Source organism: Dyadobacter pollutisoli (assembly GCF_026625565.1).
Classification (GTDB): Bacteria; Bacteroidota; Bacteroidia; order Cytophagales; family Spirosomataceae; genus Dyadobacter; species Dyadobacter pollutisoli.
The window spans coordinates 7597517-7623355 of record NZ_CP112998.1; the positions used below are offsets into that span (position 1 = coordinate 7597517).

Annotated in this window: 18 protein-coding genes and 2 pseudogenes; 6 read left to right on the top strand and 14 right to left on the bottom strand. The window is 44.5% G+C overall.

Annotated elements, in window-relative coordinates:
* Positions 1 to 3: 3 nt before the first annotated feature.
* Both ON006_RS31680 and ON006_RS31685 read right to left on the bottom strand, forming a co-directional pair.
* The gene (locus tag ON006_RS31680; protein WP_244821862.1) at positions 4 to 663 is read right to left on the bottom strand and encodes a hypothetical protein; all 660 of its coding nucleotides are present in this window, start codon (positions 661 to 663) and stop codon (positions 4 to 6) included.
* Position 664: 1 nt separating this feature from the next.
* Positions 665 to 1270, bottom strand: a complete 606-nt coding sequence (locus ON006_RS31685; RefSeq protein WP_244821861.1) for a DUF4136 domain-containing protein — start codon at positions 1268 to 1270, stop codon at positions 665 to 667.
* Positions 1271 to 1608: 338 nt separating this feature from the next.
* Here ON006_RS31685 and ON006_RS31690 point away from each other — a divergent pair, with 338 nt between their 5' ends.
* From ON006_RS31690 to ON006_RS31705, 4 genes are all read left to right on the top strand, one after another.
* Positions 1609 to 2166, top strand: coding sequence for a DinB family protein (locus tag ON006_RS31690; RefSeq protein WP_244821860.1), 558 nt, complete (start codon positions 1609 to 1611; stop codon positions 2164 to 2166).
* A 213-nt stretch (positions 2167 to 2379) separates the two neighbouring features.
* On the top strand, positions 2380 to 3057 hold the full coding sequence (locus tag ON006_RS31695) for a response regulator (protein WP_244821859.1): 678 nt from the start codon (positions 2380 to 2382) through the stop codon (positions 3055 to 3057).
* On the top strand, positions 3054 to 4424 hold the full coding sequence (locus tag ON006_RS31700) for a HAMP domain-containing sensor histidine kinase (protein ID WP_244821858.1): 1371 nt from the start codon (positions 3054 to 3056) through the stop codon (positions 4422 to 4424). Before ON006_RS31695 ends, ON006_RS31700 begins: the two co-directional genes overlap by 4 nt.
* A gap of 178 nt (positions 4425 to 4602) precedes the next feature.
* On the top strand, positions 4603 to 6246 hold the full coding sequence (locus ON006_RS31705) for a SulP family inorganic anion transporter (RefSeq protein ID WP_244821857.1): 1644 nt from the start codon (positions 4603 to 4605) through the stop codon (positions 6244 to 6246).
* Positions 6247 to 6306: 60 nt separating this feature from the next.
* Here ON006_RS31705 and ON006_RS31710 read toward each other — a convergent pair whose 3' ends face one another.
* From ON006_RS31710 to ON006_RS31725, 4 genes are all read right to left on the bottom strand, one after another.
* On the bottom strand, positions 6307 to 7389 hold the full coding sequence (locus ON006_RS31710) for a mechanosensitive ion channel family protein (protein WP_244821856.1): 1083 nt from the start codon (positions 7387 to 7389) through the stop codon (positions 6307 to 6309).
* Between the two features lie 4 nt (positions 7390 to 7393).
* Positions 7394 to 8212 (bottom strand): N-acetylmuramoyl-L-alanine amidase-like domain-containing protein, encoded by an 819-nt coding sequence (locus tag ON006_RS31715; protein WP_244821855.1) that lies wholly within the window; start codon positions 8210 to 8212, stop codon positions 7394 to 7396.
* Between the two features lie 135 nt (positions 8213 to 8347).
* On the bottom strand, positions 8348 to 10327 hold the full coding sequence (locus tag ON006_RS31720; RefSeq protein WP_244821854.1) for a site-specific recombinase: 1980 nt from the start codon (positions 10325 to 10327) through the stop codon (positions 8348 to 8350).
* Between the two features lie 165 nt (positions 10328 to 10492).
* Positions 10493 to 12238, bottom strand: coding sequence for an alpha-amylase family protein (locus ON006_RS31725; protein ID WP_244821853.1), 1746 nt, complete (start codon positions 12236 to 12238; stop codon positions 10493 to 10495).
* Positions 12239 to 12354: 116 nt separating this feature from the next.
* On the opposite strand from ON006_RS31725, the gene pgmB reads away from it, so the two are divergent.
* Positions 12355 to 13014, top strand: coding sequence for a beta-phosphoglucomutase (pgmB, locus tag ON006_RS31730; RefSeq protein ID WP_244821852.1), 660 nt, complete (start codon positions 12355 to 12357; stop codon positions 13012 to 13014).
* A gap of 3 nt (positions 13015 to 13017) precedes the next feature.
* On the opposite strand, the gene ON006_RS31735 is transcribed toward pgmB, so the two are convergent.
* The 8 genes and pseudogenes from ON006_RS31735 to ON006_RS31765 form a co-directional block, all read right to left on the bottom strand.
* On the bottom strand, positions 13018 to 14109 hold the full coding sequence (locus ON006_RS31735; protein WP_244821851.1) for a hypothetical protein: 1092 nt from the start codon (positions 14107 to 14109) through the stop codon (positions 13018 to 13020).
* A gap of 361 nt (positions 14110 to 14470) precedes the next feature.
* Positions 14471 to 15076 (bottom strand): hypothetical protein, encoded by a 606-nt coding sequence (locus ON006_RS31740; protein WP_244821850.1) that lies wholly within the window; start codon positions 15074 to 15076, stop codon positions 14471 to 14473.
* Positions 14994 to 17723: an RHS repeat domain-containing protein gene (locus ON006_RS31745; RefSeq protein ID WP_244821849.1), complete on the bottom strand. Its 2730-nt coding sequence runs from the start codon at positions 17721 to 17723 to the stop codon at positions 14994 to 14996. The genes ON006_RS31740 and ON006_RS31745 overlap by 83 nt, the downstream gene beginning before the upstream one ends.
* 69 nt (positions 17724 to 17792) lie before the next feature.
* Positions 17793 to 18050 (bottom strand): annotated as a pseudogene (locus ON006_RS32400) (DUF6443 domain-containing protein); the annotation flags it as partial.
* Between the two features lie 44 nt (positions 18051 to 18094).
* The gene (locus ON006_RS31750) at positions 18095 to 18505 is read right to left on the bottom strand and encodes a hypothetical protein (protein WP_244821848.1); all 411 of its coding nucleotides are present in this window, start codon (positions 18503 to 18505) and stop codon (positions 18095 to 18097) included.
* A 170-nt stretch (positions 18506 to 18675) separates the two neighbouring features.
* Positions 18676 to 19584, bottom strand: a pseudogene (locus ON006_RS31755) (RHS repeat-associated core domain-containing protein); the annotation flags it as partial.
* A 117-nt stretch (positions 19585 to 19701) separates the two neighbouring features.
* Positions 19702 to 19977 carry a DUF7683 domain-containing protein gene (locus tag ON006_RS31760; protein WP_244821846.1) on the bottom strand — a complete coding sequence of 92 codons (276 nt, stop codon included), beginning with the start codon at positions 19975 to 19977 and terminating at the stop codon, positions 19702 to 19704.
* A gap of 21 nt (positions 19978 to 19998) precedes the next feature.
* Positions 19999 to 23259, bottom strand: a complete 3261-nt coding sequence (locus ON006_RS31765; RefSeq protein ID WP_244821845.1) for a DUF6443 domain-containing protein — start codon at positions 23257 to 23259, stop codon at positions 19999 to 20001.
* 234 nt (positions 23260 to 23493) lie between these two features.
* On the opposite strand from ON006_RS31765, the gene ON006_RS31770 reads away from it, so the two are divergent.
* Positions 23494 to 25809, top strand: a complete 2316-nt coding sequence (locus ON006_RS31770) for a glycoside hydrolase family 65 protein (protein WP_244821844.1) — start codon at positions 23494 to 23496, stop codon at positions 25807 to 25809.
* The last annotated feature ends 30 nt before the right edge of the window (positions 25810 to 25839 follow it).

Below are 25839 nucleotides of genomic sequence, written 5' to 3' on the forward strand. Positions count from 1 at the left end.
AGATTACCACCAGCGGTAGAAAACGCCTACTGAGCCATTTACCGAAGATACTCCTTTTTCAATGTATTCATGTTTGTAGGAAGTCCCGTCGTATTTGACGCGCACGTCCAGGCCGAAAGAGCCGTCTTTTTTAAACAGAAACCTGGATCCTACACCGACGCCATACTTGGGCGCAACTTTCTGGTGCTGGGTTGACAGGCTTCCGTAGTATAACGTATAGTCGACGATACTGACGCCGCCGCTCAGCTGCACATAAGGCTGTACGGTCGCATTTTTGGGTAAAAAGTTATAGTTACCAAAAAGCTCGACCGGGTACTGCGATAATGTCCTGGTTTGAACGGCAGAGAGCGTTTCCTCGCCATTTTCATAGATGGCTCTCGGTACCCTTTTCTCAAAATAGGTCGAGCCGAGTTCACCGCCGACAGAGATCGGGGAGTTTCTTAAAACCCACTCAATGGATACAGAGAAATTCTGAAAAGAGGACTTATCGATATAATTGTCCGCGAACGATCCCAGCGGCACCGCACCCATGAAGCGGGCTGTCGCGAGGTAATGCGTGTAACGTTCAAATGGAGATGGAAGCGTATAAAGCTTGGGTTTTTCCTGCGCATATGCAGTCAAACCGCCTGAAAGAAACAGGGCTATAATGATCAGTTTTTTCATTTCAATTGATTTTTAAATAATCAGACTGGCCGAAAACGGAGTCAACCATCTTGTCAATGTACTGCTCTTCCCCGATACCTGCACCGCGTATTTGTGCATCCCAGATCACATTGAAGGTTTTGTCCGCAGTATTTGGGTTCTTAAAATCCACCATGGACACCAGCCAGTAGCTTTCGCTGGTTTCATAATAGTTATAGTAGCTCGGATAACCATATCCGTAACCACCACCCCAATATCCGCCATAGTAAGACGATGGCTGAGAAACTACATTGAGATAAGTGTTGGTAATCCAGGCGGCATTGATACCTACGTCCGGCTTATTTTTTGGGCTAACGTACTTGTATCCAAGATTTTGCATATTGGTCATGATACGCTGAAGTAGGGCGCGATCGATGTCCGTAAGTGCTGTACCGGAACGTTCATTTTCAACGATCAGTACTGAATCAACAATGCTGAAAGTCTTGTACTGTTTGTAGTTGGCGGACTTGTCGTGGTTGGTCACATATACCAGTGTTTCTTCTGTCGAAAGATCACTAATCGGATCTTTGGAGCAGGAAGTGAGACCCAGGCCGGCTATCAGAAGGAATATTGAGGCTTTTTTTAACATTTTGGTCTTGCATTTAAAATTTGTTAAATAAACGAAATTTGAAATCGAACATTTTATTTTTGGTTATTTCCGGTTCAATTTTTTAGTTTAAAATAAAAACGACATTTTAAGAGACTATTATCCTGGAAAATTGGTTGCAACTGTCTTCAAAACCTGCCGTAATACGATCTGTGCTACTTTTTTTTGTCCGTCCTGGATCAGCGATAATAGATTGACATTCATTGAACGACAAAGAAGAGTATGGTTTCCCGGAAAATAACTCTTTAATACTTAGAAGAAATTTCGATCATCATTGAAACGAAAGAATGTAAATTAGCGCGGCGCTTTAATAAAAAAATATGGAAACAAAGGAAGAGATTTTAAGAATAATAGATGTACTGAACGACACCTACGAAAGCGAAGAAGCATGGTATGGTCCATCTGTGGTGGAGGCGCTGCGGGACGTAACGCCCAAAATGGCTGAGGTAAGGTTAAGCAGCAATACACACTCTATTGCTGAAATTGTTTACCACATGACTACCTGGCGTATTTTTGCCGTACGCAAGATTCAGGGCGATGCCGAGTTTGATATCAAGACACAAGATAAGGATTGGAAGAAGTTTCCGATCGTGGACGAATTTGAATGGGAAGCAATCCAGATGGAGCTGAGCTTGTCGCAGGAAGAGCTGGTTTCTGAACTGGAAAAGATCGAAAGTGACAGCTTTCTGGAAGAGTTTGTACCGGGCCGTGACTATTCCTATTACACATTGATACACGGTGTTATTCAGCATGATGTGTATCACGCAGGGCAAATCGGGCTCATTAAAAAGGCAGTAAAAGGAATGAGACTGGAAGAGGATGATTACGGTGCATTCGATGATCGCTCGGATTTTGATAACGGAACCGACTACTACTGAAACCTACATGAAATTTCGTCAAAATAGAAAAATACCTATTGTTTATAATTTAAATTTTATATTTTGCATAATAATAGAACGTAGTATTCTAAAAAATACAAACGTTCTAATGGTGTGGATATAGACAAAAAGGCTGCCCGTTGTTTCGGACAGCCTTTTTTTATGGAAAATTGTGTGCAACATTTGGCATCTAAACCGCTTGGTCAACCCCCTATGAAAATATTAATCGTTGAAGATGAACCCAAACTGGCAGGCTTTCTGAAACGCGGCCTTGAAGAACAATCCTGGGAAGTTGAACTGGCCTATGACGGACAGGTCGGGAAAAAGATGGCATCCAATTACCGGTTCGATGTGATCATTCTGGATGTGAACCTGCCTTTGCTCAACGGGTATGACCTGGCCAAGCAACTGCGAAACGACGGACTTGCGACCCCGATCTTATTTTTGACGGCATTAGGGACCATTGATGACAAGCTGGACGGTTTTGAAGCCGGCGGCGATGACTATCTCGTTAAACCATTTGAGTTCCGCGAGCTGATCGCGCGGATCAAGGTTCTTTCACAAAGAAACAATTCGAGGGACCAGTCCAATCAGGTGCTGAGCCTGGCCGATCTGGAACTGAACCTCGACGAAAAAGTCGCGCGGAGAGGAGGAAACCGAATCGACCTCACGGCGAAGGAATTTGCATTGCTCGAATACCTCATGCGTAACCGCGGGCGTGTGGTATCGCGTGTGGACATTGCCGAGCAGGTATGGGACATCCGGTTCGACACCGGTACCAATGTGATCGACGTTTACATTAACTTTTTGAGAAAGAAAGTGGACAAAGATTATCCTAACAAGTTGATTCACACAGTGGTGGGTATGGGTTATATCTTCAAAGAGGAATGAACATCAAGTCCCGGCTGACGCTTCTTTTCACCATGTTGGTAGGTTCTATCATGGCCTTGTTCTGCTTGTCCATTTACTTCTTTTACGACCAGTATCGGGAGAAGCAATTTTATTCTTTTTTGAATGAGCGCGGGCAGACCATTGCGCAATTGGTAGAAGCAAGTACCGGGATTAGTAAGGCTGACATTGAAAAAATAGAAAAAGAGAACAATACCGTTCTGCTGGACGAGGAAATTACGATCTATGACGGTTCCGATTCATTGATCTTTACCAGCGGAAAAGAAGGCTTCGATCTCACCAAAGCCATGTTGACTGAGGCGAGGGGAGGAAAGGAGATTCATACCAAATACCAGAAGAACGAGGTCATCATCATTCGCCACATTTTACAGGATCATCGCAAGCCTTGGGTGGTAGTCGCCGTCGCAAAAGATTACCCCGGTATGAACCAGTTACAGCGGTTGCGTGAAATTCTTGTGATCGGCTGGCTGCTATCATTGGTATTGGTGGGTGTAGCGGGTTGGCAGTTTGCGAATGATGCCATTAAACCCGTGTCTGACATTATTGATCAGGTGAACAACATTTCGGCTGGTAACCTGCATGAAAAAGTAACGGTAGGTAGGGAAAAGGATGAGCTGGCATTGCTGGCGCAGACATTTAACCAAATGCTGAACCGTGTGGAAATCGCCTTCGTCGCCCAGAAAAACTTTGTGTCGCACGCGTCGCATGAGCTGCGTACGCCCCTCGCACTGATCATGAGCGAGGCGGAGCTTGGCCTGATGAAAGAAAGGACGGGACCGGAGTATCAGGACGCATTGAAGGGGATTTGGGCCGAAGCCAAAGAAATGAATGAGCTGGTAAGCAGGTTGCTGGAACTTGCCCGCACCGAAGAGCATGCGTTCAAGGTAACATTCTCGAAAATCCGTGTGGATGAAGTGTTATGGCAGGCCAAAGCATCGGTACAACAAAAAAATCCGGGTTATGATGTACACATTCACTACGACCAGATCCCTGATGACGAAGAACAGCTGAAAAGGTACGGCGATGAAAGTCTCCTGCGCACGGCGTTCATGAACCTGATGGACAATGCTTGCAAATACTCTTCGAACAAAGCTGTGAATGTGTTTCTGGAAATTCAGAAAGACCTCATTAAAATTTATTTCAAAGACGTTGGCGTCGGTATCGCCCAGGACGAACTTCCATACATTTTTGATACATTCTACAGAAGCGCCACTACAATCAGCGAGGCGGGCTACGGTATTGGCCTGGCGTTGACCAAGCGGATCATTAACATGCAGGGAGCCAGTATAGATGTGGAGTCGAAACTGGGTGCCGGTACTACATTTATCCTGCGGTTTCCGCCTTTTTAATTCTCTTTTAATTCGGTGTTAATGTGCCTTTAACACCCCTAAATGTTTTTTGTAGCATAAATCAACTGTCTTGATTTGTACATGCTGTGAAGCATTCTCTTTTGCGTTTCTCTAATTCATTTTCAGGCAATTTTTGTCAGTCACAAACAAAAATTACCTGTCAATCCAAATAGCGATCATGAATTCAGTAACAGGACATCCTGCCTCAGGAAAGCCTGCCTTATGGAAACCGGCCACGGGTTTCAAAGGCTTAAAGGAAAACTGGAAGCAGGATCTGATGTCTGGTTTTCTGGTATCGCTCATTGCGCTGCCACTCAGTTTGGGGATCGCAGGTGCAAGTAATTTTCCGCCGATTATGGGGGTTATGACCGCGATTGTAGGAGGTATACTTGTTTCTTTTCTGACAAATTCCGAGCTAACGATTAAAGGGCCGGCCGCAGGTCTGATCGTTATTGTGGCAGGGGCTGTCAATGAGCTGGGTAAAGGTGATACCGTTTTGGGATGGCACCTCGCATTGGGTGCGATCGTTGTGGCAGGAGTTGTTCAGGTTTTAATGGGTCTGTTGAAATTGCCGAGGTTTGCTGACTTTTTCCCGCTTTCGGCCGTGCATGGCATGCTGGCTGCGATTGGAATCATTATTATGTCGGAGCAAATTCACCTTGCAGTGGGCATTGCACCATCTGAGTTGAAAGGCAAAAAGCCGCTCGAATTGCTGGGAATGGTTCCTCACAGCATTTTGAATATGGAATACCACATTGCGATCATTGGTCTGGTGGGCTTAATGATCATGTTCGGATGGCGGTATTTGTCTTTCTCTTTCCTGAAAAAAATCCCGCCGGCCTTAATGGTATTGATCGTAGCGATAGGGCTAGGCCAGTTTTTCCACTTGTTCGAACCTTCATATGCTAGTTTTAAGCCATTGATCAATCCGGGTGATTTTTCATTAGCATATCATGTGAGTTTTGCAGGAATTTCGGGTGATCTGCTGCCTGTTTTTAGTAAATATGTAGCCATGTTTGCGCTGGTAGGAAGCCTTGAATCTTTATTAACAGTGAAAGCGATAGACCTGCTGGATCCTTATAAACGCAAGTCGGACCTTAGCCGTGATGTAACAGCGGTAGGAGCGGCCAATGTAGTTGCGGGCATCCTGGGCGGTCTTCCAATGATATCCGAAGTGGCACGTAGCTCTGCCAATATTAATAATGGTGCTAAAACACGCTGGGCGAATCTTTTCCACGGAATATGCCTGCTGATATTTGTGTTGCTGCTTGCGCCGGTGACCAAAATGGTTCCGGTGGCAGCTTTGGCGGCAATGTTGATCTTCGTAGGTTTCCGTCTGGCTTCACCTTCCGAATTCAGGCATATTTACCACATTGGAAAAGAGCAGCTGGTCATTTTCCTGGTAACGATTGTGGCAACCCTGAGTACTGATCTGCTGATCGGTATCGGATGCGGTATCCTGACGAAACTGATGATCCAGCTTATTTACGGCGTTAAAATATCTCACATTTTCAACCCGAAAATTGAAGTGACGGTCGACAAAGATGTAACCTTCGTCAATGTGCCCAGAGCTGCTGTATTTACCAATTATTTAAGCCTGAAAAGTAAACTGGAAGCGATTCCCAAAGGCAAAATGGTTCAGGTGGATTTTTCAGATACACCTTATGTAGACCATACCGTCATGGAAAATATAACAAGATTTAAAAATGATTACGACCAGAGGGGAGGACATATGGAGCTGATTGGTTTTCAATATCATCTCGCATTGTCGGATCACCCGCTGGCCGCCAGAAGAAATCAAAGACAAACAGTATTGAGTTAAATTGAGTTAGGTGAGTAGTAAGAAAAGACTGGCTTTCGGATTTTCCGGAGGCCAATTTTTTTATACACGAGTTCCGGGAAATCCGGCTGGGCCTGATTTGAAATCTTCAATACGGGTGGAAGGAAGTGCGTCGGGATATTCCTGGACAATGAATTCAATGAGTTTTTCTCTGACGATGCATCGAAGATCGAATGTGTCGGATGAATTCCTCGCCGACATTAATGCCCTCACGACCATCAATTGTCCCTGCGTGTCGGTTACCTGCAAAGCCCAGGAGCGGCCGTCCCAGAGCGGTGTTTGATCCAGGATCTCTTTGAGTTTTTCCCTGAGTTTTGGGATGGGAGTGAGGTAGTTTAGTTGGAAAAAAGCAGTACCGATCAGCGCGCTTTCATTACGTGTCCAGTTTTGGAAAGGAGTTTCAATAAAATAGGTGATCGGCAATACGATCCTTCTCAGGTCCCAGATGTTGACGACCACATAAGTCAGGTTAATTTCCTCAATGCGTCCCCATTCGCCTTCCACGATGACTACATCGTCAATTTTAATGGGCTGGGTGAATGCGATCTGAATTCCGGCCATCAGGTTGGCAAGCGACTTTTGAGCCGCAAAACCGATAATAACACTGAAAATACCAGCTGACGTTAGTATTCCTACTCCATACTGCCGCACACTGTCGAAGCTGAGCAAAAGGATCGAAAGACCGATGGTAATGATCAGGATAATGACGATCCGTTTGACAAATTTGATCTTGGTGAACATCCGCCTCGCCTGATTGTTATCCGGCGTGTCGAAATCAAGTTTGTCAATCAGAATTTTCTCGACAATGATCACAATGCGGGTGATAAGCCAGGTTGTGACGGCAATGAGGCAGGTTTTGCTGATTGCAAAAAGCCACTCGTAATGCGGATGAGAAAGCGAGAATGTTTTTACGACAGCAGTTATGAAAACCAGTGGGCCAAAGAAATAGAGTACACTGCTCAGGTTTTCACGAATGGCCCGTACGGCCCTCCATTGTTTCTTTGAAGCAGTTACTTTAATCGCGCTGATAAATATACCACTCATGATCAGGCCAATGGTGCCTGCGAGCAGAATGATTAACCAAGGCGCGTTTTTGTAATCAAGTACTTCCAAAAATTGGTCCATTGAATCAGATATCGTTGAGGCGCGCCACAATCATTCCGGTGTGTTTTGGAACAGAGGCTACATACTCTGCCAAAGGAACGTTGGTCATGATCACTTTCTTTCCGGATAAAGAGGCGTGAATAAGATAGGCCCGGCTACCAACTTTACTGATTATTCCCATATGGTTCACATCCAGCCCTTCAACCGACGACGTAAAAGCAACAATGTCGCCATCGTGCAACATCGGTTCAGCCTTTTGGATGCCCGCTTTCGGAATGTAGGAATGCTCGCGGGAATTGATTTGATTTTCCTGCTCTTTTACTTTTTCCCAAACCTCGCTTTCTGCCAGCGGCGCGTAAAGGTTTGCGTGGTTAGTCATAAAATTGATCTCTTTTTTGAATGGTACGCCACCTACCTTCGCAGTAATGTCTTCCAGGCGCCCCCGTTTTTCATTTTCATACATCCAGTCGAGAATGTAATGTAACCTGGAAGGGTAGCCGTCGATTTCTCCTTCACGGTAACGGAGTTTGGTCAGCTCGTTTTTGAAGCCTTCGTAAGTAGGGTTTTCAGCTTTGGCTACGGCCAGTGCAATAGCGCTTTCCACGAGCGTCGTACAATCCAGTCCGTCGAATTTGCACACAAGTCTTTCCGTAGGGTTGCCTTCCAGTGTGCCTGCTACATATGGCGTCCCCATGAACGATTCACCCATCCTGAGTACCTGGGTACCGATATCCCTGTTCTCAGGCAGATCCATTTTTTGTCCGAAAACTTTCTGCAGACTTGTCTGGGCCTGTAATGCATTCGAAAACAGAATTAAAAAGGATAAAACGAAAATTCTGGTCATACTGAATTTCTTCTTTAAACGGGTACGTTAACTGGTGCTGCTGTTTTTTTCTATAACGAAATAAGTGCCAAAATAGGCAATTATGTAAAAATAAGGATCAAAAGGGCGAATTGCAATCTTGTCAATGTGCTTGCTTTATGCTTCCTGCATTTCCTCTTGTGTTTCAACGACATTTTTGACTGGAAAAAAGAATGCTAGGCCGTGGTGGAAAAACTGCCACGACAAATTCCCGATCAGGCTTTTCACTTCGCTCATCCTTGCATTTCGTGATTTTAGTGCAAATGCAATAGAAAGTCCAAAGCTCACCAGCACATTCATTATACCAATACCGGCGATGCCGATGATGGAGTTGATCCACAGATCCGTCGAAACATAGTTATCAAGCCCCGCCACTGCCAGCCCGAAATTGCCTGATGCAAAAGTAACGTGCCTGATATCCAACGGCAGGCCAAATGTGAAACCAATGGCGCTCGTTGAACCGAGGAAAATGCCTAAAAAGAGGTTACCAGCCAGTCCGCCAAAATTCCTTTCAAAATAGCCGGCGATACGGTCCAGCTTTTTCTGGCCAAAAAGACGGATCAATTTCCGGTGGCTGCGGACGCGCAATGTGTATTTGTTGTAAATCCATTTGTTTTCATAATACCCTGAGATAAGGCCGGAAACCATTAAATAAAAACCCGCAAGTGCCGCGTGAGGAAGCGCCAGGCTCTCCCATAAATTAAGCTCAGTAATGAGCCTGATCGCTTTGGCCGGGTCGGCAATGTGATGGCCGAGATACTTGTAATACAACCAATCCAGCCCGTATGCGACGGGGAAAGCGATAATAGCATTTCCCACCAGTGAGATGAATTGACTGCGTATCAGCCTGATCAGCAGGGCGGTGGTGGAATTTAGCCAGTCCGGATTTTCACCGTTATTACTAAGATTGGCCGCAATGGTAGAGGCCGTCATCGCCGGCTGCTTGGTGGCAAGCGTGAAGCCCAGGATATGGATCAGCATGAAGCCGACGGAGTAATTCACACTGTAAAAAAATGCTTCCCAAAAGATCGGTAAATGCTGGAAATACAGCCTCGTTTTGTCAGCGCAGAGAAACGAGACAATAACTCCACCTCCCAAAGCCCTGGTAAACAGCTTCCAGTAGGCCGATTTATCAGATGCAATGTAATGTTCGCCAGTCTTCGACGTGTTTTCAATTACCTTGAACGCAAGCAACTGAAGATTCGTAGAAAAATGCTTCCGAAGGCTATACCTGGTGTTTTCTGCGTAAACAAATTCTTTGAGCAACGTGACAATGGTCAGCCATTTCCGCTCAATGTCAGTAGTTTGCAACGCTTCCAGTAGTTGCGCGAGTCTGCGAAGGTACTGTTCGAGTTGCCTGACAAGGTAGGTAAGCTGTAAACTGATCCCGAAGACATCCTTATGCTTGTAAATGTAGCTGACCTGGCGTTTGCACTGGCTGATCATCACCAGAATGTGCTTGTAATCATTATCCTGATCTGTTTCTGTATAGTCTGTGGAATTCAATGTGTTTTCCACATACAACATCACTTCCCGATTTAAACCCAGAAAAGGAGAGTCCAGGTCGTCGGCTTTCGGAATTTTGGAAACTACCTCAGGGTCCACCCCCAATGTCGCTGCTCGCTGGGCTAGGATCAGTATGGAGTTTAGGACTTCTTTTCTAATGTATTTCCCGACGGTCGGGCTGATTTCCCTAAAAAGGTTTTGGAGAGATTCGCTCCATTTTTCATCGGGGATTGCCTGAACCCAATGGTAATCCTTTTTATCGCAAAAGAGCTGATCAAAATGCGTTCTGAGTTCGCCAGGCTCGTCAACGGGAGGAAGAAATTTGAAGCTCAGCCTGGCCGAAGCGTCTGAGAAAAAGCCTTTATTGGAGCCGATTTCGGATTCGGTGAAAAGAGAGACGAATTTCGTAGAGAAAAGTATGGCTAAAATTTGTTCGGCGATCAGGTCCTTCTCTCTCGGGTCCAACAAAATATCATTTAATATGTCCGAAAAATTGGCTTTCCTTCCTGATTTTGCTTTCCACCGGCCTCGTATGATCTCTATTAGCTTTCCTGCATAATCTATTCTTTCGGGCATTAAAACACTATCCATAATCTGCCAGTTAAGCGTTCACTTATACCAAATGCACTATTGCGATTGGAACCAAAACGGCTTGTATCTCATAACCACTAAAAGTAAATTTAAACATTCTTGATTTGGCGTAGCACAAATTGGAGTTTTGTTATAAAACCTGTTAAAATTATACAATTGGGTATTTTAATGCTGATTCTCCACGATTTCATACACGAGCACAGATACCGGCGGCAGCTCCACATGTATGCCCGTTGAGGTAATTTCAGCGGTTTTGATATTGTGAGCCGTGATAAAATCCGGGAAAACGGGTTTGAGGAAGTAGTTGTTAGTGTTGTCCAGTTTCAAGAAATCTGTCCAGGTATTTTGAGGGATCCTGACATTTGTTTCAATGGAATTGTCCCTGTTGAAATTATAAATGAAAAGAAGTTTCTGTTTGTCAGTGTATCGCAGATAGCTGTAAATGCAGGTTTTGTCGTAGTTGTAGCTCTGTCCGTCAATGTTGGCGTATTGGAGATCGTAAAATGCGCCGGCATATACAGCTTCGTTGTCGAGGACGAAATGATTCAGGTTTTCATAGAATGCACGCAGCTTCTTTTGTTCGCTGGTCAGTTGGTCCAGATTATATTTGCCGCCATTCACCCATTGCTGAAATTCGGTTACGCCCCAGTAATCGAAAATGGTAGTGCGTCCATCCTCGCCCTGAAATCCTTCCGAAATGGTTGAATTCACTCCCAGTTCCTGCCCGAAATAGAGCATTAAGGGGCCGGTATGCAATGTGGCGCTCAATGCCATGGAAGGTACCGCGATCCACGGGTCTCCCGCGAAGTACCTGGAAGCGATTCGCTGCTCATCGTGGTTTTCAAGAAACCGGAGCATATTCGGGGCAATGTCACCCGATTCCTGCTGCCATAATCTGGTAATGTCCTCGGCGGTACCGTGGCCTTCGATCAGTCTGCGCAGGGAGTTGTACAAACCTACTTTGTCATACAAATAATCAAATTTACCGATGTTGATATAATTGTGATATTCGTACGGATTGTAGATTTCTGCAATAAAAATCACTTCCGGATTTACTTTTTTTACCTCCGGAATGACCCACGACCAAAATTCAACAGGCACCATTTCCGCCATGTCGCACCGGAAACCATCTACGCCTTTTTCTGCCCAAAAACGAAGAATGTCGTACATTTTGCGCCAGGTAGATGGAATGGGGGCAAAATGGGTAGCGCGGTTATTGAGGTAATCCACACCATAGTTCAGCTTGATCGTTTCGTACCAGTCGTACTGGCTGGGCTGAGCCTGAAAAACATCATTCCCGGTTGCTTTTGCAGGACGTTCATGGTACGGACTAGTTACGTCAACCGGTGGCTTATGCCCTTCCGGGACTACAAAATCATGGTTTGGGATATAATAAAAATTGTTGTCAGGCCTGAAAGTGACAGTGTTATCATCGTCCTCGCCGAAATCTTTGATGCCTACAGCCCTGGCGTCGGAATGGTACTGCCGGGCCACATGATTTGGAATAAAATCAATGATTGCTTTGAGTTTATGTTGGTGTGTCCGTTCCAAAAGCTGCTCAAATTCCTGCATACGATTAGGGACATCAACAGCCAGGTCAGGATCAACATCATAATAATCTTTGACGGCATAAGGTGAGCCGGCAATTCCTTTCACGATCAATGGATGGTCGCTGGCGATCCCGTACTCTGAATAATCGGTCAGTGTCGCATGTTCCAGCACACCGGTATACCACATATGCGTGATCCCGAAGTCTTTCAGAGCAGAAAGTGCGGTATCAGTAATGTCATTGAATTTACCGGATCCGTTTTCGTGAATGGTCCCGTAACATTTGTTGGTGCTGTTTTGATTACCAAACAATCGGGTAAAAACCTGGTAAATGATAAATTTATCCTTATTGACGAGTGACATATGTTTTATATTGATTTTGAGAACCCCGGTAACCGTTGCAGAACCAGCGGATTTTGGCCATGGAGCAGGGGAATGGGAATTTTTACTATTTTGCAAGATATTAAATTTGAAATAATATGCCCTCAATACAAGCTTGCCTTTTTGATCTGGACGGAGTAATAGTAGACACAGCCAGGTTTCATTACATTGCCTGGCGCCAGGTTGCCAACGATCTGGGATTCGATTTGTCTCACAGCCAAAACGAGTTACTGAAAGGGATCAGCAGAATGGAGTCGCTGGATATTATTTTGTCGATTGGCGGAGTAGAGCTGTCGGAAGATGAAAAAGTAAGGCGGGCGACGGAGAAAAATACCCATTATCTCGAACTTTGCCAGCAAATGACACCAGACGATACTTTGCCAGGCGTCCGAGTTTTTCTGGATGATTTAAAGGCAAAGTCAATCAAAATCGGACTGGGTTCTGCGAGTAAAAATGCCCGTGTGATCCTGGAAAGAATCGATATGTTAAAGTATTTTGAAACCATTGTGGATGGGAACAGGATTACGAAAGGCAAACCCGATCCGCAGGTCTTTTTAATGGGGGCAGATGATCTGCATATCGCACCGGAGCACTGCGTAGTTTTCGAAGACGCAGTAGCGGGCATTCAATCGGCCAAAGGTGCTGGAATGTTCGCAGTAGGGATCGGGCATAAATCGATACTGACTGAGGCGGATATTGTGGTGGCGGGGTTTGATGAGTTTAGGGTGGAGGATTTGCTGGTGGCTTTTGGGGAGTAGGGGTTATTGATTCAAATTAATCATATAATGCAGGCTGATTCTGGGAGCGGTCAGAAAGGACGTTTCTGTAACTACCGAATAAAAATTAGCAAAATGCCCGATTTCAAGATTAATGCGGCGTTTATAACTGATTCCTGCCTGAAACCCAAGAAAGTCTTCCCGGTAACCGCCGTAAATCCCGCTATAAATAAAGCCAAGGTATGGACGCACTTTACCAGCGCCTATGTGACTACCCACCGCGATCTCAAATGTTTTCAAAGAGGTTTTTCGGTATGAATTTTGATCATAACCAATCAGCACATTAGGCGTCAGAAAAAAACTCATTTTGAGGTAGCGGTTCTGAAACTTTCTTGGAAAGTTTATCCTTAGACCTATACCATAAGTTAGTTCATTGTCCAGGATAACAGGGCGTTCGTTCCAATTTTCAAGACCGATATTTATGTCGAGGTCGTATATCAACTTCTTATCTTTCGCCTTGTATATTTCGCGTTTATCGGGAAATGATCTGTTATACCTTTCAATATATCGCTTCAAATATGTTTCTTGATAGAGAGGTATGGTATCGTTAAATCCATTGGCATCTTTGGATAATTGCGTAAGCTGATTTTTATATTCGTCATAAATCAAAAGATAAGTTTTGTTGTCAATCTTTTTGTGGAATGGATAGTTATATAGCTCCTTTAATAAATTTTCCTTCTCTACAAAATAATGAAATCGTTCCAATGCATCCAGGTATAGATAGAGAGATGCCTTTTTACCTGCTACTATTTCTTGCAAAAATAGCTGAACTGAATCCTTTGTTTCCATAGAAGGAACTGTTGTGTAAGCCCGAGTTAATGTAATATCTAACAAACCTATTTTTTTGCTTTTGTATATTTCTTTGGTCGATAAAATACTAAACTCCTTTATATCCGCTGCCGAAAATTTTTGTTTCAATATCCCCGCTAAACCTTTGAAGTGGACTAGCCTGGGACTTTCCTTCCATCCTTCATCTTTAATTAATCCGCGAATGGTGTCGTTTTGATTGGTGATGATGTATCCATCGACTAATTTGCCTTGTGCGAGAAGATTGGTTTGCTGTGCCAGACCGGCCATGCAGAAAAACAGGAAGTATAGAATGTGTTTCATTGGGATATTGATAAGGTTGATGTCTTTTAGACGGAGCCCTTGTCAATCGGTCACATTGTTTTTTTATTTTTTTGGAAACACTCTGCTAATCGTAATCCAGTCGTATGAAATCTAGCATCCAATGGAATATTAACTTTAATGAAATCAAAATAGCTTTTTCGCAACCGTTCATGCCAGGAAAAAAAGGCCCAACGACTAGCAGTTGTTGGACCATTTTTGAAGATAAAAAAAACAGGTTTTGCACGGCTGGACGCTGCTATTATTAACTTTAATTGTAAGAAAACGTATTTGGTGCAGGGAAAAATGCTTAAAATTCTTCCAGGCTTTCTTAATTTTCATTAATCAACGAATTTTTAAATGACCATAGAGCTACGATCATGATATTTATCACTAAATACGCAGAAGAAGATTTACACACCAAGATAAGCTGATTTAGGAGGTATTCTTTATCGTCGAGGTATTTTCCCTTCATACCCATCGCTCTGGGATGAATTATTTCGTATTTCAGCGAAATAGCAGTGTCTAATAATGTAAATCCGACATTACCGGAATGATGCAGGATACGATTATCAATACTTTGAAAATATTCTTCATTTAGAATGGATTGAAGTCCCCAATTGTCGAAAAAATTATTACTAGAAAAGCAATACAGGACAGGGCTCCAATAGCCTTGATAGTTATTGGTTTGACAAAAAATATAATGTACAGCAAATGGATAAATATAATCACTTCCAGAACATATAGAAAGTCCAAAATACTCAGGCTGTCCGGTACATTGAAATAATCTTTTCTTGCTAAAACTAGCGCTAGAATGTAGAAGAGCATTCCAAGTATATTTGAAGCGATATGTATCATTTTCTATTCCAGTTGTTAAAGTTAAAAGCCCTGTAGATAAGTCTTTCCTTGCTTGAAAAATTATTGCTTGCGCTACCATTAGAGATGTTTCTCCAAACATCAGTTTTCTGATTGTACACACCTGTTTGAATTGGCACTCCGAGATAGCGCAGTGAATGGGGATCGCCAGATCCTATTATCCTACCTAAATTGTTGAAATTACCTTGTTTTATCAATAGGCTTTTCCCATCACTGCTACGTCCCATCACCATTTGTACGTGATGAGCCCTTCCATTACTTTCCCTTGTATTCAATAGTATCGATCCTCTATTCGCATCGATAGCATTGACACTAACCGTATTTTCCTTGTTTTGAAAATCAGGAGCACCGGAGGTTGCCTTTACATCATGAGAAAAAGTGTCGTAGTCAGAATACTCGCTTGACGCGGCGTCAAAGCTTTTTGATTCCGTTTCCCATTGAAACGGCAACTGGTTATCTTTTGAAAAATCCATGATGACAGAAAGGCCAAGGTCGTCACAAGTACATTTGTCTTTTCTTGCAGTATACTTTTGAATATATGCTGGAAGATCATCTGAGAACTTTTTAATAAATGTCGAGTTCCATTCATTTGTAATTTTCCACGCACTATCTCCATTTACATCAATATTACTAATTGGGCTATTTAAACCAAATTGGTACCCCGAAACATTGCCGTACTTTGCAGCATATCTATCTACTGTACTCATTCTTCCGACCTCCGGCATATACATCCTCGCCCCAAAATCTAAATATCCTGACCCAACCTGCAACTCCTTTTCATTGTATAAATATCGGTTCACCCAGTTCTGCACCTTCGGTAAAGCCCCATCCCGGTTGATACTCAACCCAAAAGGATAATAATCCGTCCGCTGCAAAACCTGCCCAAACTCATCAAAAACAACCCTGACATTTCCCAAATGATCTTTGAGACCATACTCGAACTTTAAGGCTCCCTTTCTAAAAACAGCCTGACCTTCCCTTAAAGCTATACGGTCTAAAACGTTAGAGGCTCCAACCTGTTTGTATTCAAACGCACCCGCATATTTGAACGTGACGGTATCCGCAATGTACTTGTGCTTAGTACCCGCCGCATCATAATCATAAGTCAATGTCTTCCCTCCAATGGTAACGGTCTTGGGCAAATTCAGGTAATTATAATTTAAAGTTGCGTTTCTGTTTCCATCGGAAATCATATTTCCATTTGCATCGTAGCCGTAATTGCTAACCCCATTCTTCACACCCAGGTTACTTCCCGATCCGTCCGTGACAGCCGACAGCCGATTGCCGAGGTAAGCATAAGTAAGATTATCCACCACCGCCCCAGCCCTCACCAATGTTTTCAGATTCCCATTTTTGTCATAGGTAATGCTTTTTTCTGTATCCAGGTATCCATTTAGGCCTGTCGAGCCAGTTAGCCTGTTGGCACCGTCGTAGCTGAAACTGAGACCTTTCGTAAAAGCTGCTTCGTCTTTGTTGAGCCATTGCATTTGGCTGATGTTGCCATTGGTGTAGGTTGCACCATTGGCGTAAGTCAATCCGAAACCGAAATAGGACAGGTCTGGGCCAATGGCTTCTTTTCTGTAAACGGTTTTGCCATCAGTAAGCCAACCGCGGATGTTATTGGTGTAATCGGTTCGTAGCCTGTATTTAGAACCATCATCAGAATGAAACCATTTGCTTTGAAGCTGTCCCAAAGCATTGTACCGCTGGGCTACTGTAAATGCTTCTTTGACACTCGCGCCACTGGTCACCTTTTCTTTGATTGCCAGCATCCGGTCTGCATGGTCGTAGCTGAAAGTGGCCAGATGGGTATGGGTTACATTGCCTGCCAATATCTGCTCCGTCTTTTGCTCTGAAACAATGGGCGCCAGATCGTATTTGTATTGGGTCGAAACTTTCTCAATAGCTCCCGCTCCTAAGTCATAAAGCTCCCTAGTGGCCTGGATCGGGCGGTACTCAATGTCATAATACGTCGCACTGGTCAACCAGCTTCCCGCTGCACCATTGCCGGGCAGCATTCTGGTCCGGCCCCCCGTTAACTGGCCCTTTACATTGGCATTGCTGGAAGCATAGTAGCCCGCATTGTATGAAAGGTTTGCTGCTTTTGAGAAAGCATAGTCATCATAAAAGGTAATACTCAGAATATTAGCCTCTGTTGCATTCTTGGGTGCGGTGCTATTTAATGAGTAGCCTGCTATTGTGCCATTGCTTCGTGTTTCATGATGCTGGGTAGCTGCATCGACCGCCACTGACCAGTCGGTTCGGTTGAGCGCGGAGGCAATCTCGCCATTGACAATGGGCCTGTCCAACGCATCATATTTGGTAAATCCCCAAACTCCCCGGGCAAGCTGGTTGGCATCCCGCGACATGGCCAGCCTGTTATATTGGTCATACACCATTTCAGTGACACCGCCGCCGGGAATACGTTTCACAGTCATTCTTCCCCGGTCGTCGTAATCGTAGGTAAATGCGTGGTCAACGAGCGAGGCTACATCCTGGTAATTGGGCTGCAAAACGGCCCGTAGTAGCCCCAGATCATCAAAAACATAATTGGTTGTTAATGTACCTGCACCCGAAATGACTTGCCGGCAGATCACTTGGCCCAGCAGATCGGTAAACTCATTGGTGACATTACCTTGCTCATCGGTGATGTTCAGATAGGTAAGCGTGCCCTGTGCATACTGACCAACCTGCACAATGGTATTCAAAGCCGGATCGTAGTCATAGCGGTTGACCTGATTGGCAGCATTGACTTTGTGCTTAATAACAGAGCTGGCGCTTTTGTTACCAGCCGCCCGCTCTCCTGAAACACGGCTGAGCGGCGACTGCTCAAAACTGGTTTCATGGTAAGGCCTGCCCAGGTCGGCGGGATTTAACCCAGCAGAGTTGGCCGTATACCAGTTAGCGGCACCTGATACTGCATTGTTTTGAAAAGCTCCGTTTCCAGCTGCGGCGTAGGGTAGGTACTTCTTGACCAGCCGACCGGCGGCATCGTATTCAATTGGTTGAACTAAATCAGCACCTGCAAGGCTCAGTAGGGAGTAGTATCTCTAAGGAGAGACAAGATATTTTAGCGGCTTTACTCTTCTTCGCTTAAATCTCCTTCTAATGCTATTTTTCGCTTGAAGTAAATTCGAATGGGTTCCTCGTCCCGCTCAAATAGCCTATTAAAAACGTCATCCTTATTGCAAAGTTCATTGAACCCAATTAAATTTTGATAGTCTACAAATTCATTTCCCCTATTTATTTTCACAAGCCATTTCTTAGGTAAAATATTACTTACAATTTCAAAAACCTGATGCGGGAACCAACTTGGCCGACCATTTTCATCTACCAAAAGGTATAAATCATTAGATCCCTTAAAGGTCAAAAGGCTCATTACTAAATATTCTTTATTTATTTCAAGGTCAAAATCAAAATTATCAGGAATACCTTTTAGTAGATTTGAAGGGTCATTATATTTACAAATCACTTTCATCTTCGTTCTCAAAAAAATCTGGATGCAAAGGAATCGATTTGTCTATCTTTTCAATAAAATGATTTTTGTGCGAAAAAAAATTTTGCACTTCAACGCTCTCTATGCTTGGCTGTACATTTAATATTAGGGCATCCTTTAGATAAAGGCTTTTTCCGCAAAAGCAACAAATGACTTCTGAATTTTTATTGAATTGGCCATCCATAATTTTTAGCTATTCTGTTGATTGATTTTTGAGACCAGTTACCCATCGATGTAATGACTTTTCCTGTTGTTTGATTTTGTATTACTGCATTAAATCTACCTGGCGTTATTTCGTGTAAAAATACATTAGCACCATCTGCCTGGGTAAATGCTCTTCCTAATGATTTAGTAGCATTAACTTCTACTATGGAAAGTACACCCCCTCTTGTTGCTGCTGGACCTGCTATCCTTGCTGCACCGTGTATAGTTGTTTGTACCCCCTTAGTGGCCTTTGCCGCTGTAAGATAATTTTTTAAACTTAAAACGCCCTTATACAATCCATAACCACTTTCGGCAGCCCAAAACATCTCAACTCCCAACTGGCTGGCTTTTTCATGCGGAGCATACTGCGTCCCATGCTGATATTTCAAATCAGCATTATACAATGTGGCTTGCTCACTTTGTGGTAAGGTTATACCACCATCTGCAATTTGAGGAGTTACCGTATTTTGTGCCCGCTCAGTTGCATCTGCTTTGGCAACATTCTGAGGACAATTAGGTGGGCAACCACCACTTTGCCCTATCCCATACTCGTGCTTTGCTTGTTCAAACCCAACATTCCCGCCATGCTCGTCTTCATACTGGCCTGTACTCCAGTTATAAGTAGTCAACATTCCAGTTGGATCAATCATCAAGACTGGGTTGTTGTTCCCATAGACAAATGGCGAGAACCCTCCTGCAATCTCACTCATGGGATCAATCATCCCCCACCTTCCAACTTCCGGCATATACATCCTCGCCCCATAATCCAGATACCCACTCCCAACCTGCAACTCCTTCCCATTATACAGAAAACGATTCACATTATTCCTGGCCGATGGCGTCTGCACGGGCGCATTTCGATCAATCTTCGAGCCGAAAGGGTGATGATTTCAAAATATTTTTAAAAGACTCCCTCTTGATGAGATTTCTGAGACTATCTTAGATATATCCACCGAGATGATATAATTAGCTATTACGACGGCTTTCTAATCTTTCTTTCCAAAATCGTAGGGTGGAAGCTGAACGCATTCCACATAGTATAGGTAATTTTGCAAATCAAATATGACTTTGTCGTTTAGTAATTCATTGATTTGTGGAATTAATCCTTCTTTTATTTCATATACCATGTACATTAAAGGGTCATCATCCGATGATTTGAAAATTTCTTTCAATTTGATAAGGTCAACATAGTCGATGTTGATTTCTTCTTTTAGCCGGTCCGTCCTTTTGTCAAAAATTGTTATTAGTCTCTCTATTTTCATATCATATTATTTACAATTTGTTCAGTTTTGGGTTGTTCTACCTGGTTTGGCACTATTTGGCTTCATTTGACCTGTATTAGGATCGGCTGCACCTTTGTGTACCTTGCCAGTTTTGTTATAGACTTCTACTTCTCCATGTTGTGAATCCCATTCCAAGATATCCCCGTTATTATTGATCCATCTGGCCCGTCCAGCTTTTCGACCAGCTCTTTCTGCATTAGGAAATCCTGGAAGCTCTTTGGGGGCAGGTGTAAAATAACGTGTTGCCGGACTTACTCCCGGTGCCTGAGCTGGTGTCGGTGACAAAACAAAAGCTAGCGTCATCAAAGGTATTGTTACACCCACTTTAAGGACATTCAAGCCTACTTGTGGCGCATTTTCGGCAAAGGCACCCAAGCTATACCACAAGGGCAGGCCGATGGTGGTGGCTTCGGAAGGCCTTGCGGCCCGCTCTGCCATTTCTCCCTTGCTATTGTATACACTGGCGGTTTTCCCATCATAAGTAAATAATTCCTTAGAATCCCGGTAAATATCATACGCTTTGTCCTTGGGGCAGCTCGGGCAGTCACCTATTACCCGCTTGTCCATACTCCCAAACTGTGTACCGCGTTTTAAAATTTCGTCATCTGAGCCATTAACAGTAAATGACATCATGCCATCGGGATCAATATTTGTGACCGGGTTGTTTTCCGTGTAATTATAAGGGGCTAGGCTCTGGTCAAACTCTGCCATCGGATCCATCACCCCCCAACGCCCAACTTCCGGCATATACATCCTCGCCCCATAATCCACTAACCCCGTCCCAACCTGCAACTCCTTCCCATTATACAAAAACCGGTTCACATTATTCCTAGCCGAAGGCGTCTGCATCGGAGCATTCCGATCAATCTCCAACCCAAAAGGATAGTAATCCGTCCGCTGCAAAATCCTCCCCCTCTCATCAAAAACCACCCTCACATTACCCAAATGGTCTTTCAGATAATAGTCAAAACGAATGGTATCCTTCCGGTAAACAGCCTGCCCGTCACTAATGGCCAGCCGCTTGAACACATTACTCTGATTATACTCAAAACCACCAGCGTACTTAGCAGTCAATGTATCAGCTACATATTTATGCTTTGTACCCGCTGCATCGTAGTCATAAGTTAATGTTTTACCTCCAATGGTTACTGTTTTGGGCAGGTTTAAATAATTATAAGTGAGCACTGCTCCACGGTTACCATCACTGGTCATGTTGCCATTACCGTCATAACCATAATTGCTGACCCCATTCTTCACACCCAAGTTGCTCCCTGACCCATCCGTGACAGCCGAAAGCTGATTGCCGAGGTAAGCATAACTCAAATTATCCAAAACAACGCCGCTCCTGATCAATGTCTTGATATTCCCATTCTTATCGTAACTGATCCCGCCTTCTGTTTCCGCGTAATTGTTCAGTCCTGTAGACCCTAAAAGCCGGTTAGCTCCATCATAGGTGAAAGCCAGCCCTTTCGTAAAACTGTTTTCTGCTTTTCCGCTCCATTGCATTTGGCTGATATTGCCATTGGTATAGTTGTTCCCGTTGGCATAGCTGAGCGCAAAGTTGTAGAATGAAGAGTCCGGCTCATTTTCCTTGGTTTTATAAAAAGTTTGGCCCTGCGTGAGCCAGCCACGGATGTTGTTGGTGTAGGTCGTCCTTCTGCGGAAATTAATGCCATCATCTGAATGGAACCACTTGTGCTGCAATTGGCCCAATGCATTGTAACGCTGCGCAAGGGTGACTGCTTCCCTGGATTTACTGCCATTATTGACTTTTTCCTTCACACTCAAAAGCCGGTCCGCATGGTCATACTCGTAAGTTTTTAGATGTAAATTGGTACCGGTAGCAATGACCTGCTCGGTCTTTTCCTGGGCAATGACAGGCGCGAGGTCGTATTTGTATTGCATTGAAACCCGCTCAATGGCACCAGCACCCAGGTCATACAATTCCCTGACTGTTTGGACAGGCCGGTACTCAGCATCATAGTAGGTTGCGCTCGTCAGCCACTGATTGGCACCTGCCAGCATCCGCGTCCGGCTACCGGTTTGCAGGCCCTTGGCGGAGTTTAATGCATTAACGCTGTAAGTATTGGCATAACCCAGGTTAGCTGGTTTTGGGAAAGAATAGTCGTCATAATAGTTGACTACCAGCACATTGGCCTCGGCGATATTGGGAAGCGTATTGCCAAGCGAGTAACCAATCCCTCCGGCAGCCTTGTCTTCATGGTGCACCTGGTTGGCATTGATACTGGCTTGCCAAACTGCCCGACTGGATACGGAAGCGATCTCACCCGTCAGCACGACACGGTTCAATGCATCGTATTTGATGAAACCCCAAACGCCCCGGGCAAGTTGGGCCGCATCCTGGGAGAGTACCTGCCGGTCGAAGTTATCGTAAACCAAGTTGACAATTCCTGCCCCCGGGATTTTCTTTCCAATCACCTGTCCGCGTATATCGCGCTCGTACAGGAAAGCATAGTCGGCTGTACTGGGATTGTCCTGGTACTGGGGCTGCAAGACGGCACGGAGCTGGCCATAATCATCATACACATAATAAGTAGCCAGTATTTCATTGACGGAAGCGGTCGTTTTCCGACAGATCAGCCTTCCCTGTGTGTCGGTAAATTCAGTGCTGACCTTTCCGTTTTCGTCAACTCTTTGGATACGGTACAGTTTTCCAGCTGCATAATCCCCATTGCTACTGAGGGTCAAGAGGATATTGGCATTGGCTACATAATCATATCGTTTTACTTCACCGGCAATGTTGGTACCGTAACTGATGTTTGCAGAGGCGCTTTTGTTGCCGGGAGCCCTTTCAGCCTGGGGACGGTTCAATGCAGAAAGTTCGAAACCAGTCTCGGAATACGGCCGGGCCAGATCGGTTGGTTCCAAACCGGCTGAATTGGTGGAGTAAAACGCGGCCTGGGCAGCGGGAGCAGCTGGTTGAAAAGCACCGCTACCTGCGGCAGTGTAGGGAAGAAAATGTTTCACCTGTCGGCCAAAAGCATCGTATTCAACAGGTTGTACTAAATCAGCGCCCGTAGGACTTTGTCCGACAGACACATTTTGCAATGGCCTGCCCAGGCCGTCGATATACTGTACCTGGATGTTGACTTTGCTTACGTCATTTGGAAGCGCCCCGGTTTGTTTGAAAGTACGGGAAAGAATGTAGTTTTTGCTCCCAGTCTGGGCAAGGCTGTATTCAAAGGCTAATACCGAACAAAGCGCGGCGATCCAGCTTAATCTTGTTGATAGTCGTGACATGCGATTCGCTTAAAGTGGTGGATTTGTGAAATCTTGGAACTACTTTAAGTTTAGACGCAGGTGTCTAGTTTTGGTAACGGAATTATTTTGACTTACCAGTAATATATTTCCTTTTCAAAAGCTTTAAACCAATTTCTTTGGGCATTCATTTTATATTTTCACATATTTGAAACCGTGTTGGCTTTGCGGCAGCGCGGGTTTTTCTGAATTCAAAACAATACCTCTCTGACAAAAATGAAAAATTACATCACCCATGACGAATGGTGCATCGTAGAAAACAGTTTCCATCCTGAACATAACGAGATCACAGAGAGCCTGATGAGCCTCGGGAATGGCAGAATGGGGCAGAGAGGGAATTTTGAAGAGCGGTACTCGGGGAAGACATTACTGGGTAACTACGTTGCAGGGGTTTATTTTCCTGACAAAACCCGGGTAGGCTGGTGGAAAAATGGCTACCCCAATTATTTCGCAAAGGTATTGAATGCCTGCAACTGGGTCGGAATTGAGATTCGGATCGGGGGTGAGGTATTGGATTTGCATACCTGCGAGGTGGAAGGTTTCAGCCGTGTGCTGAATATGAAAGAAGGGGTGCTGGAACGTACTGCTACGGTGACATTATCGGGAGGAAAGCGCCTGAGGATACATTCGAAGCGCTTTTGCAGCATGGTCGATGATGAGGCGGGGGCGATCAGTTACAGCATTACCCCTTTGAATTTTGAAGATAACATCAGCATTACCCCTTATCTGGACGGGAATATCCGAAACAGGGATTCTAATTACGATGAGTCGTTTTGGAATGAAATCCATCGGGAAGCCGGCACTTCACAAGCCTACCTGACCCTTGAAACCAAACAAAATCCCTATGGTGTCGAACTGTTTCAGGTGGCAACAGGAATGTGTTTTGAAATAAAAATAAACGGTCAAAGTATAGATTATCAGTCTGTTCCGACGGAGACGGAGAAGTATGTAGCTGCTACTGTTGACATTAATTTGAAAGAAGGCCAGGAGCTTACGATTTATAAATATGCTGTGAATTTGTCTTCTGCGAATTATAAAAGAGAGGACTTGTTGGAGCAGGCGAAGCGTTACATTGCCCGGATCTCAGAAAAGGGATTTGATCAAATGTATCTGGAACATATTCAGGCCTGGGCTGAGAAGTGGGAGAAGAATGACATTGCGATCGAAGGAAATGTGGCCGCTCAGCAAGGGATCAGATTTAATATTTTCCATTTGGGACAAACTTACACGGGGGAGGATGAGCGACTGAACATTGGTCCCAAAGGCTTCACCGGCGAGAAGTATGGCGGCAGTACTTACTGGGATACTGAGGCTTACTGCATTCCCTTTTACCTGTCTACAGCGGAGCAGAAAGTGGCCCGTAACCTGCTCGTATATAGACATAAGCATCTGCAAAAGGCAATCGAAAATGCAGAGAAGCTAGGCTTTACGGATGGCGCGGCACTGTACCCGATGGTGACCATGAATGGTGAGGAATGTCACAACGAATGGGAGATCACATTCGAAGAAATCCATAGAAATGGTGCGATCGCCTACGCGATTTATGACTACACGCGCTACACCGGCGACGAAAGTTACCTGACTGACCTGGGCCTAGAAGTATTGATCGGGATTTCGAGATTTTGGAAGCAAAGGGTCAACTGGTCGGAAGATAAAAAGCAGTATGTAATGCTGGGCGTTACCGGGCCTAATGAGTATGAAAACAATGTCAATAACAACTGGTATACCAATTACATTGCCGCCTGGACATTGCGTTACACGCTGGATGTGATTGGTAAATTGTGGACTGAGGATTCTCGAAAACTAAATGAGATTATTCTCAGGACGAGTTTTCAGCTAAACAAAGAACTGGCAGAATGGAAGCATATCGTGGAGAACATGCATTTTCCGTATGATAACGACAGGCAGGTTTATTTGCAGCAACAAGGGTTTCTGGACAAAGAAATACTTACGGTAGATGATATCACGGAGCACAGACCTATTAACCAGAAATGGTCCTGGGACCGGATTTTGAGGTCTTGCTTCATCAAACAGGCGGATGTGTTGCAGGGGCTTTACTTCTTTGAGGACGAGTTTCAGCCGGAAGTGATCAGGCGGAATTTTGAATTTTATGAGCCGATGACTGTTCATGAATCTTCGCTTTCGCCTTGCGTGCATTCGATTCTGGCCGCAGGCATCGGATTGAAGGACAAAGCTTATGAAATGTATGTCCGCACGGCCCGCCTGGACCTGGACGATTATAACAACGACACCGAGGATGGGCTGCACATTACCTCCATGGCCGGGACCTGGATGAGCATTGTAAAGGGATTTGCAGGACAACGTGTAAAAGACGGAATACTTATATTAAACCCTTATATCCCCGAGCAATGGAACTCCTATACGTTCAGGATTGGATTTAGAGGTGCCTGGCTGCGAATTGGGGTTAGTAAGCAAGGTGTAACCGTTGAAAACACTTCTGAATCAGGGGTTAACATGGTCGTGAAAGGAGAGGAGGTTTTTGTTGACGCACATTCAACATGGACGAAATAAATCCCGGCGACCTGTATTATGGTTTTATTT

Bases quoted from the DNA above. Each gene is read 5' to 3' on its own strand.
- ON006_RS31685 (WP_244821861.1), bottom strand. From the start codon at position 1,270: ATGTTAAAAAAAGCCTCAATATTCCTTCTGATAGCCGGCCTGGGTCTC.
- ON006_RS31735 (WP_244821851.1), bottom strand. From the start codon at position 14,109: ATGGCCGGTCTGGCACAGCAAACCAATCTTCTCGCACAAGGCAAATTA.
- ON006_RS31720 (WP_244821854.1), bottom strand. From the start codon at position 10,327: ATGGATAGTGTTTTAATGCCCGAAAGAATAGATTATGCAGGAAAGCTA.
- ON006_RS31715 (WP_244821855.1), bottom strand. From the start codon at position 8,212: ATGACCAGAATTTTCGTTTTATCCTTTTTAATTCTGTTTTCGAATGCA.
- ON006_RS31680 (WP_244821862.1), bottom strand. From the start codon at position 663: ATGAAAAAACTGATCATTATAGCCCTGTTTCTTTCAGGCGGTTTGACT.
- ON006_RS31710 (WP_244821856.1), bottom strand. From the start codon at position 7,389: ATGGACCAATTTTTGGAAGTACTTGATTACAAAAACGCGCCTTGGTTA.
- ON006_RS31770 (WP_244821844.1), top strand. From the start codon at position 23,494: ATGAAAAATTACATCACCCATGACGAATGGTGCATCGTAGAAAACAGT.
- ON006_RS31725 (WP_244821853.1), bottom strand. From the start codon at position 12,238: ATGTCACTCGTCAATAAGGATAAATTTATCATTTACCAGGTTTTTACC.
- ON006_RS31760 (WP_244821846.1), bottom strand. From the start codon at position 19,977: ATGAAAATAGAGAGACTAATAACAATTTTTGACAAAAGGACGGACCGG.
- ON006_RS31765 (WP_244821845.1), bottom strand. From the start codon at position 23,259: ATGTCACGACTATCAACAAGATTAAGCTGGATCGCCGCGCTTTGTTCG.
- ON006_RS31695 (WP_244821859.1), top strand. From the start codon at position 2,380: ATGAAAATATTAATCGTTGAAGATGAACCCAAACTGGCAGGCTTTCTG.
- ON006_RS31705 (WP_244821857.1), top strand. From the start codon at position 4,603: ATGAATTCAGTAACAGGACATCCTGCCTCAGGAAAGCCTGCCTTATGG.
- pgmB (WP_244821852.1), top strand. From the start codon at position 12,355: ATGCCCTCAATACAAGCTTGCCTTTTTGATCTGGACGGAGTAATAGTA.
- ON006_RS31740 (WP_244821850.1), bottom strand. From the start codon at position 15,076: ATGGTAGCGCAAGCAATAATTTTTCAAGCAAGGAAAGACTTATCTACA.
- ON006_RS31700 (WP_244821858.1), top strand. From the start codon at position 3,054: ATGAACATCAAGTCCCGGCTGACGCTTCTTTTCACCATGTTGGTAGGT.
- ON006_RS31690 (WP_244821860.1), top strand. From the start codon at position 1,609: ATGGAAACAAAGGAAGAGATTTTAAGAATAATAGATGTACTGAACGAC.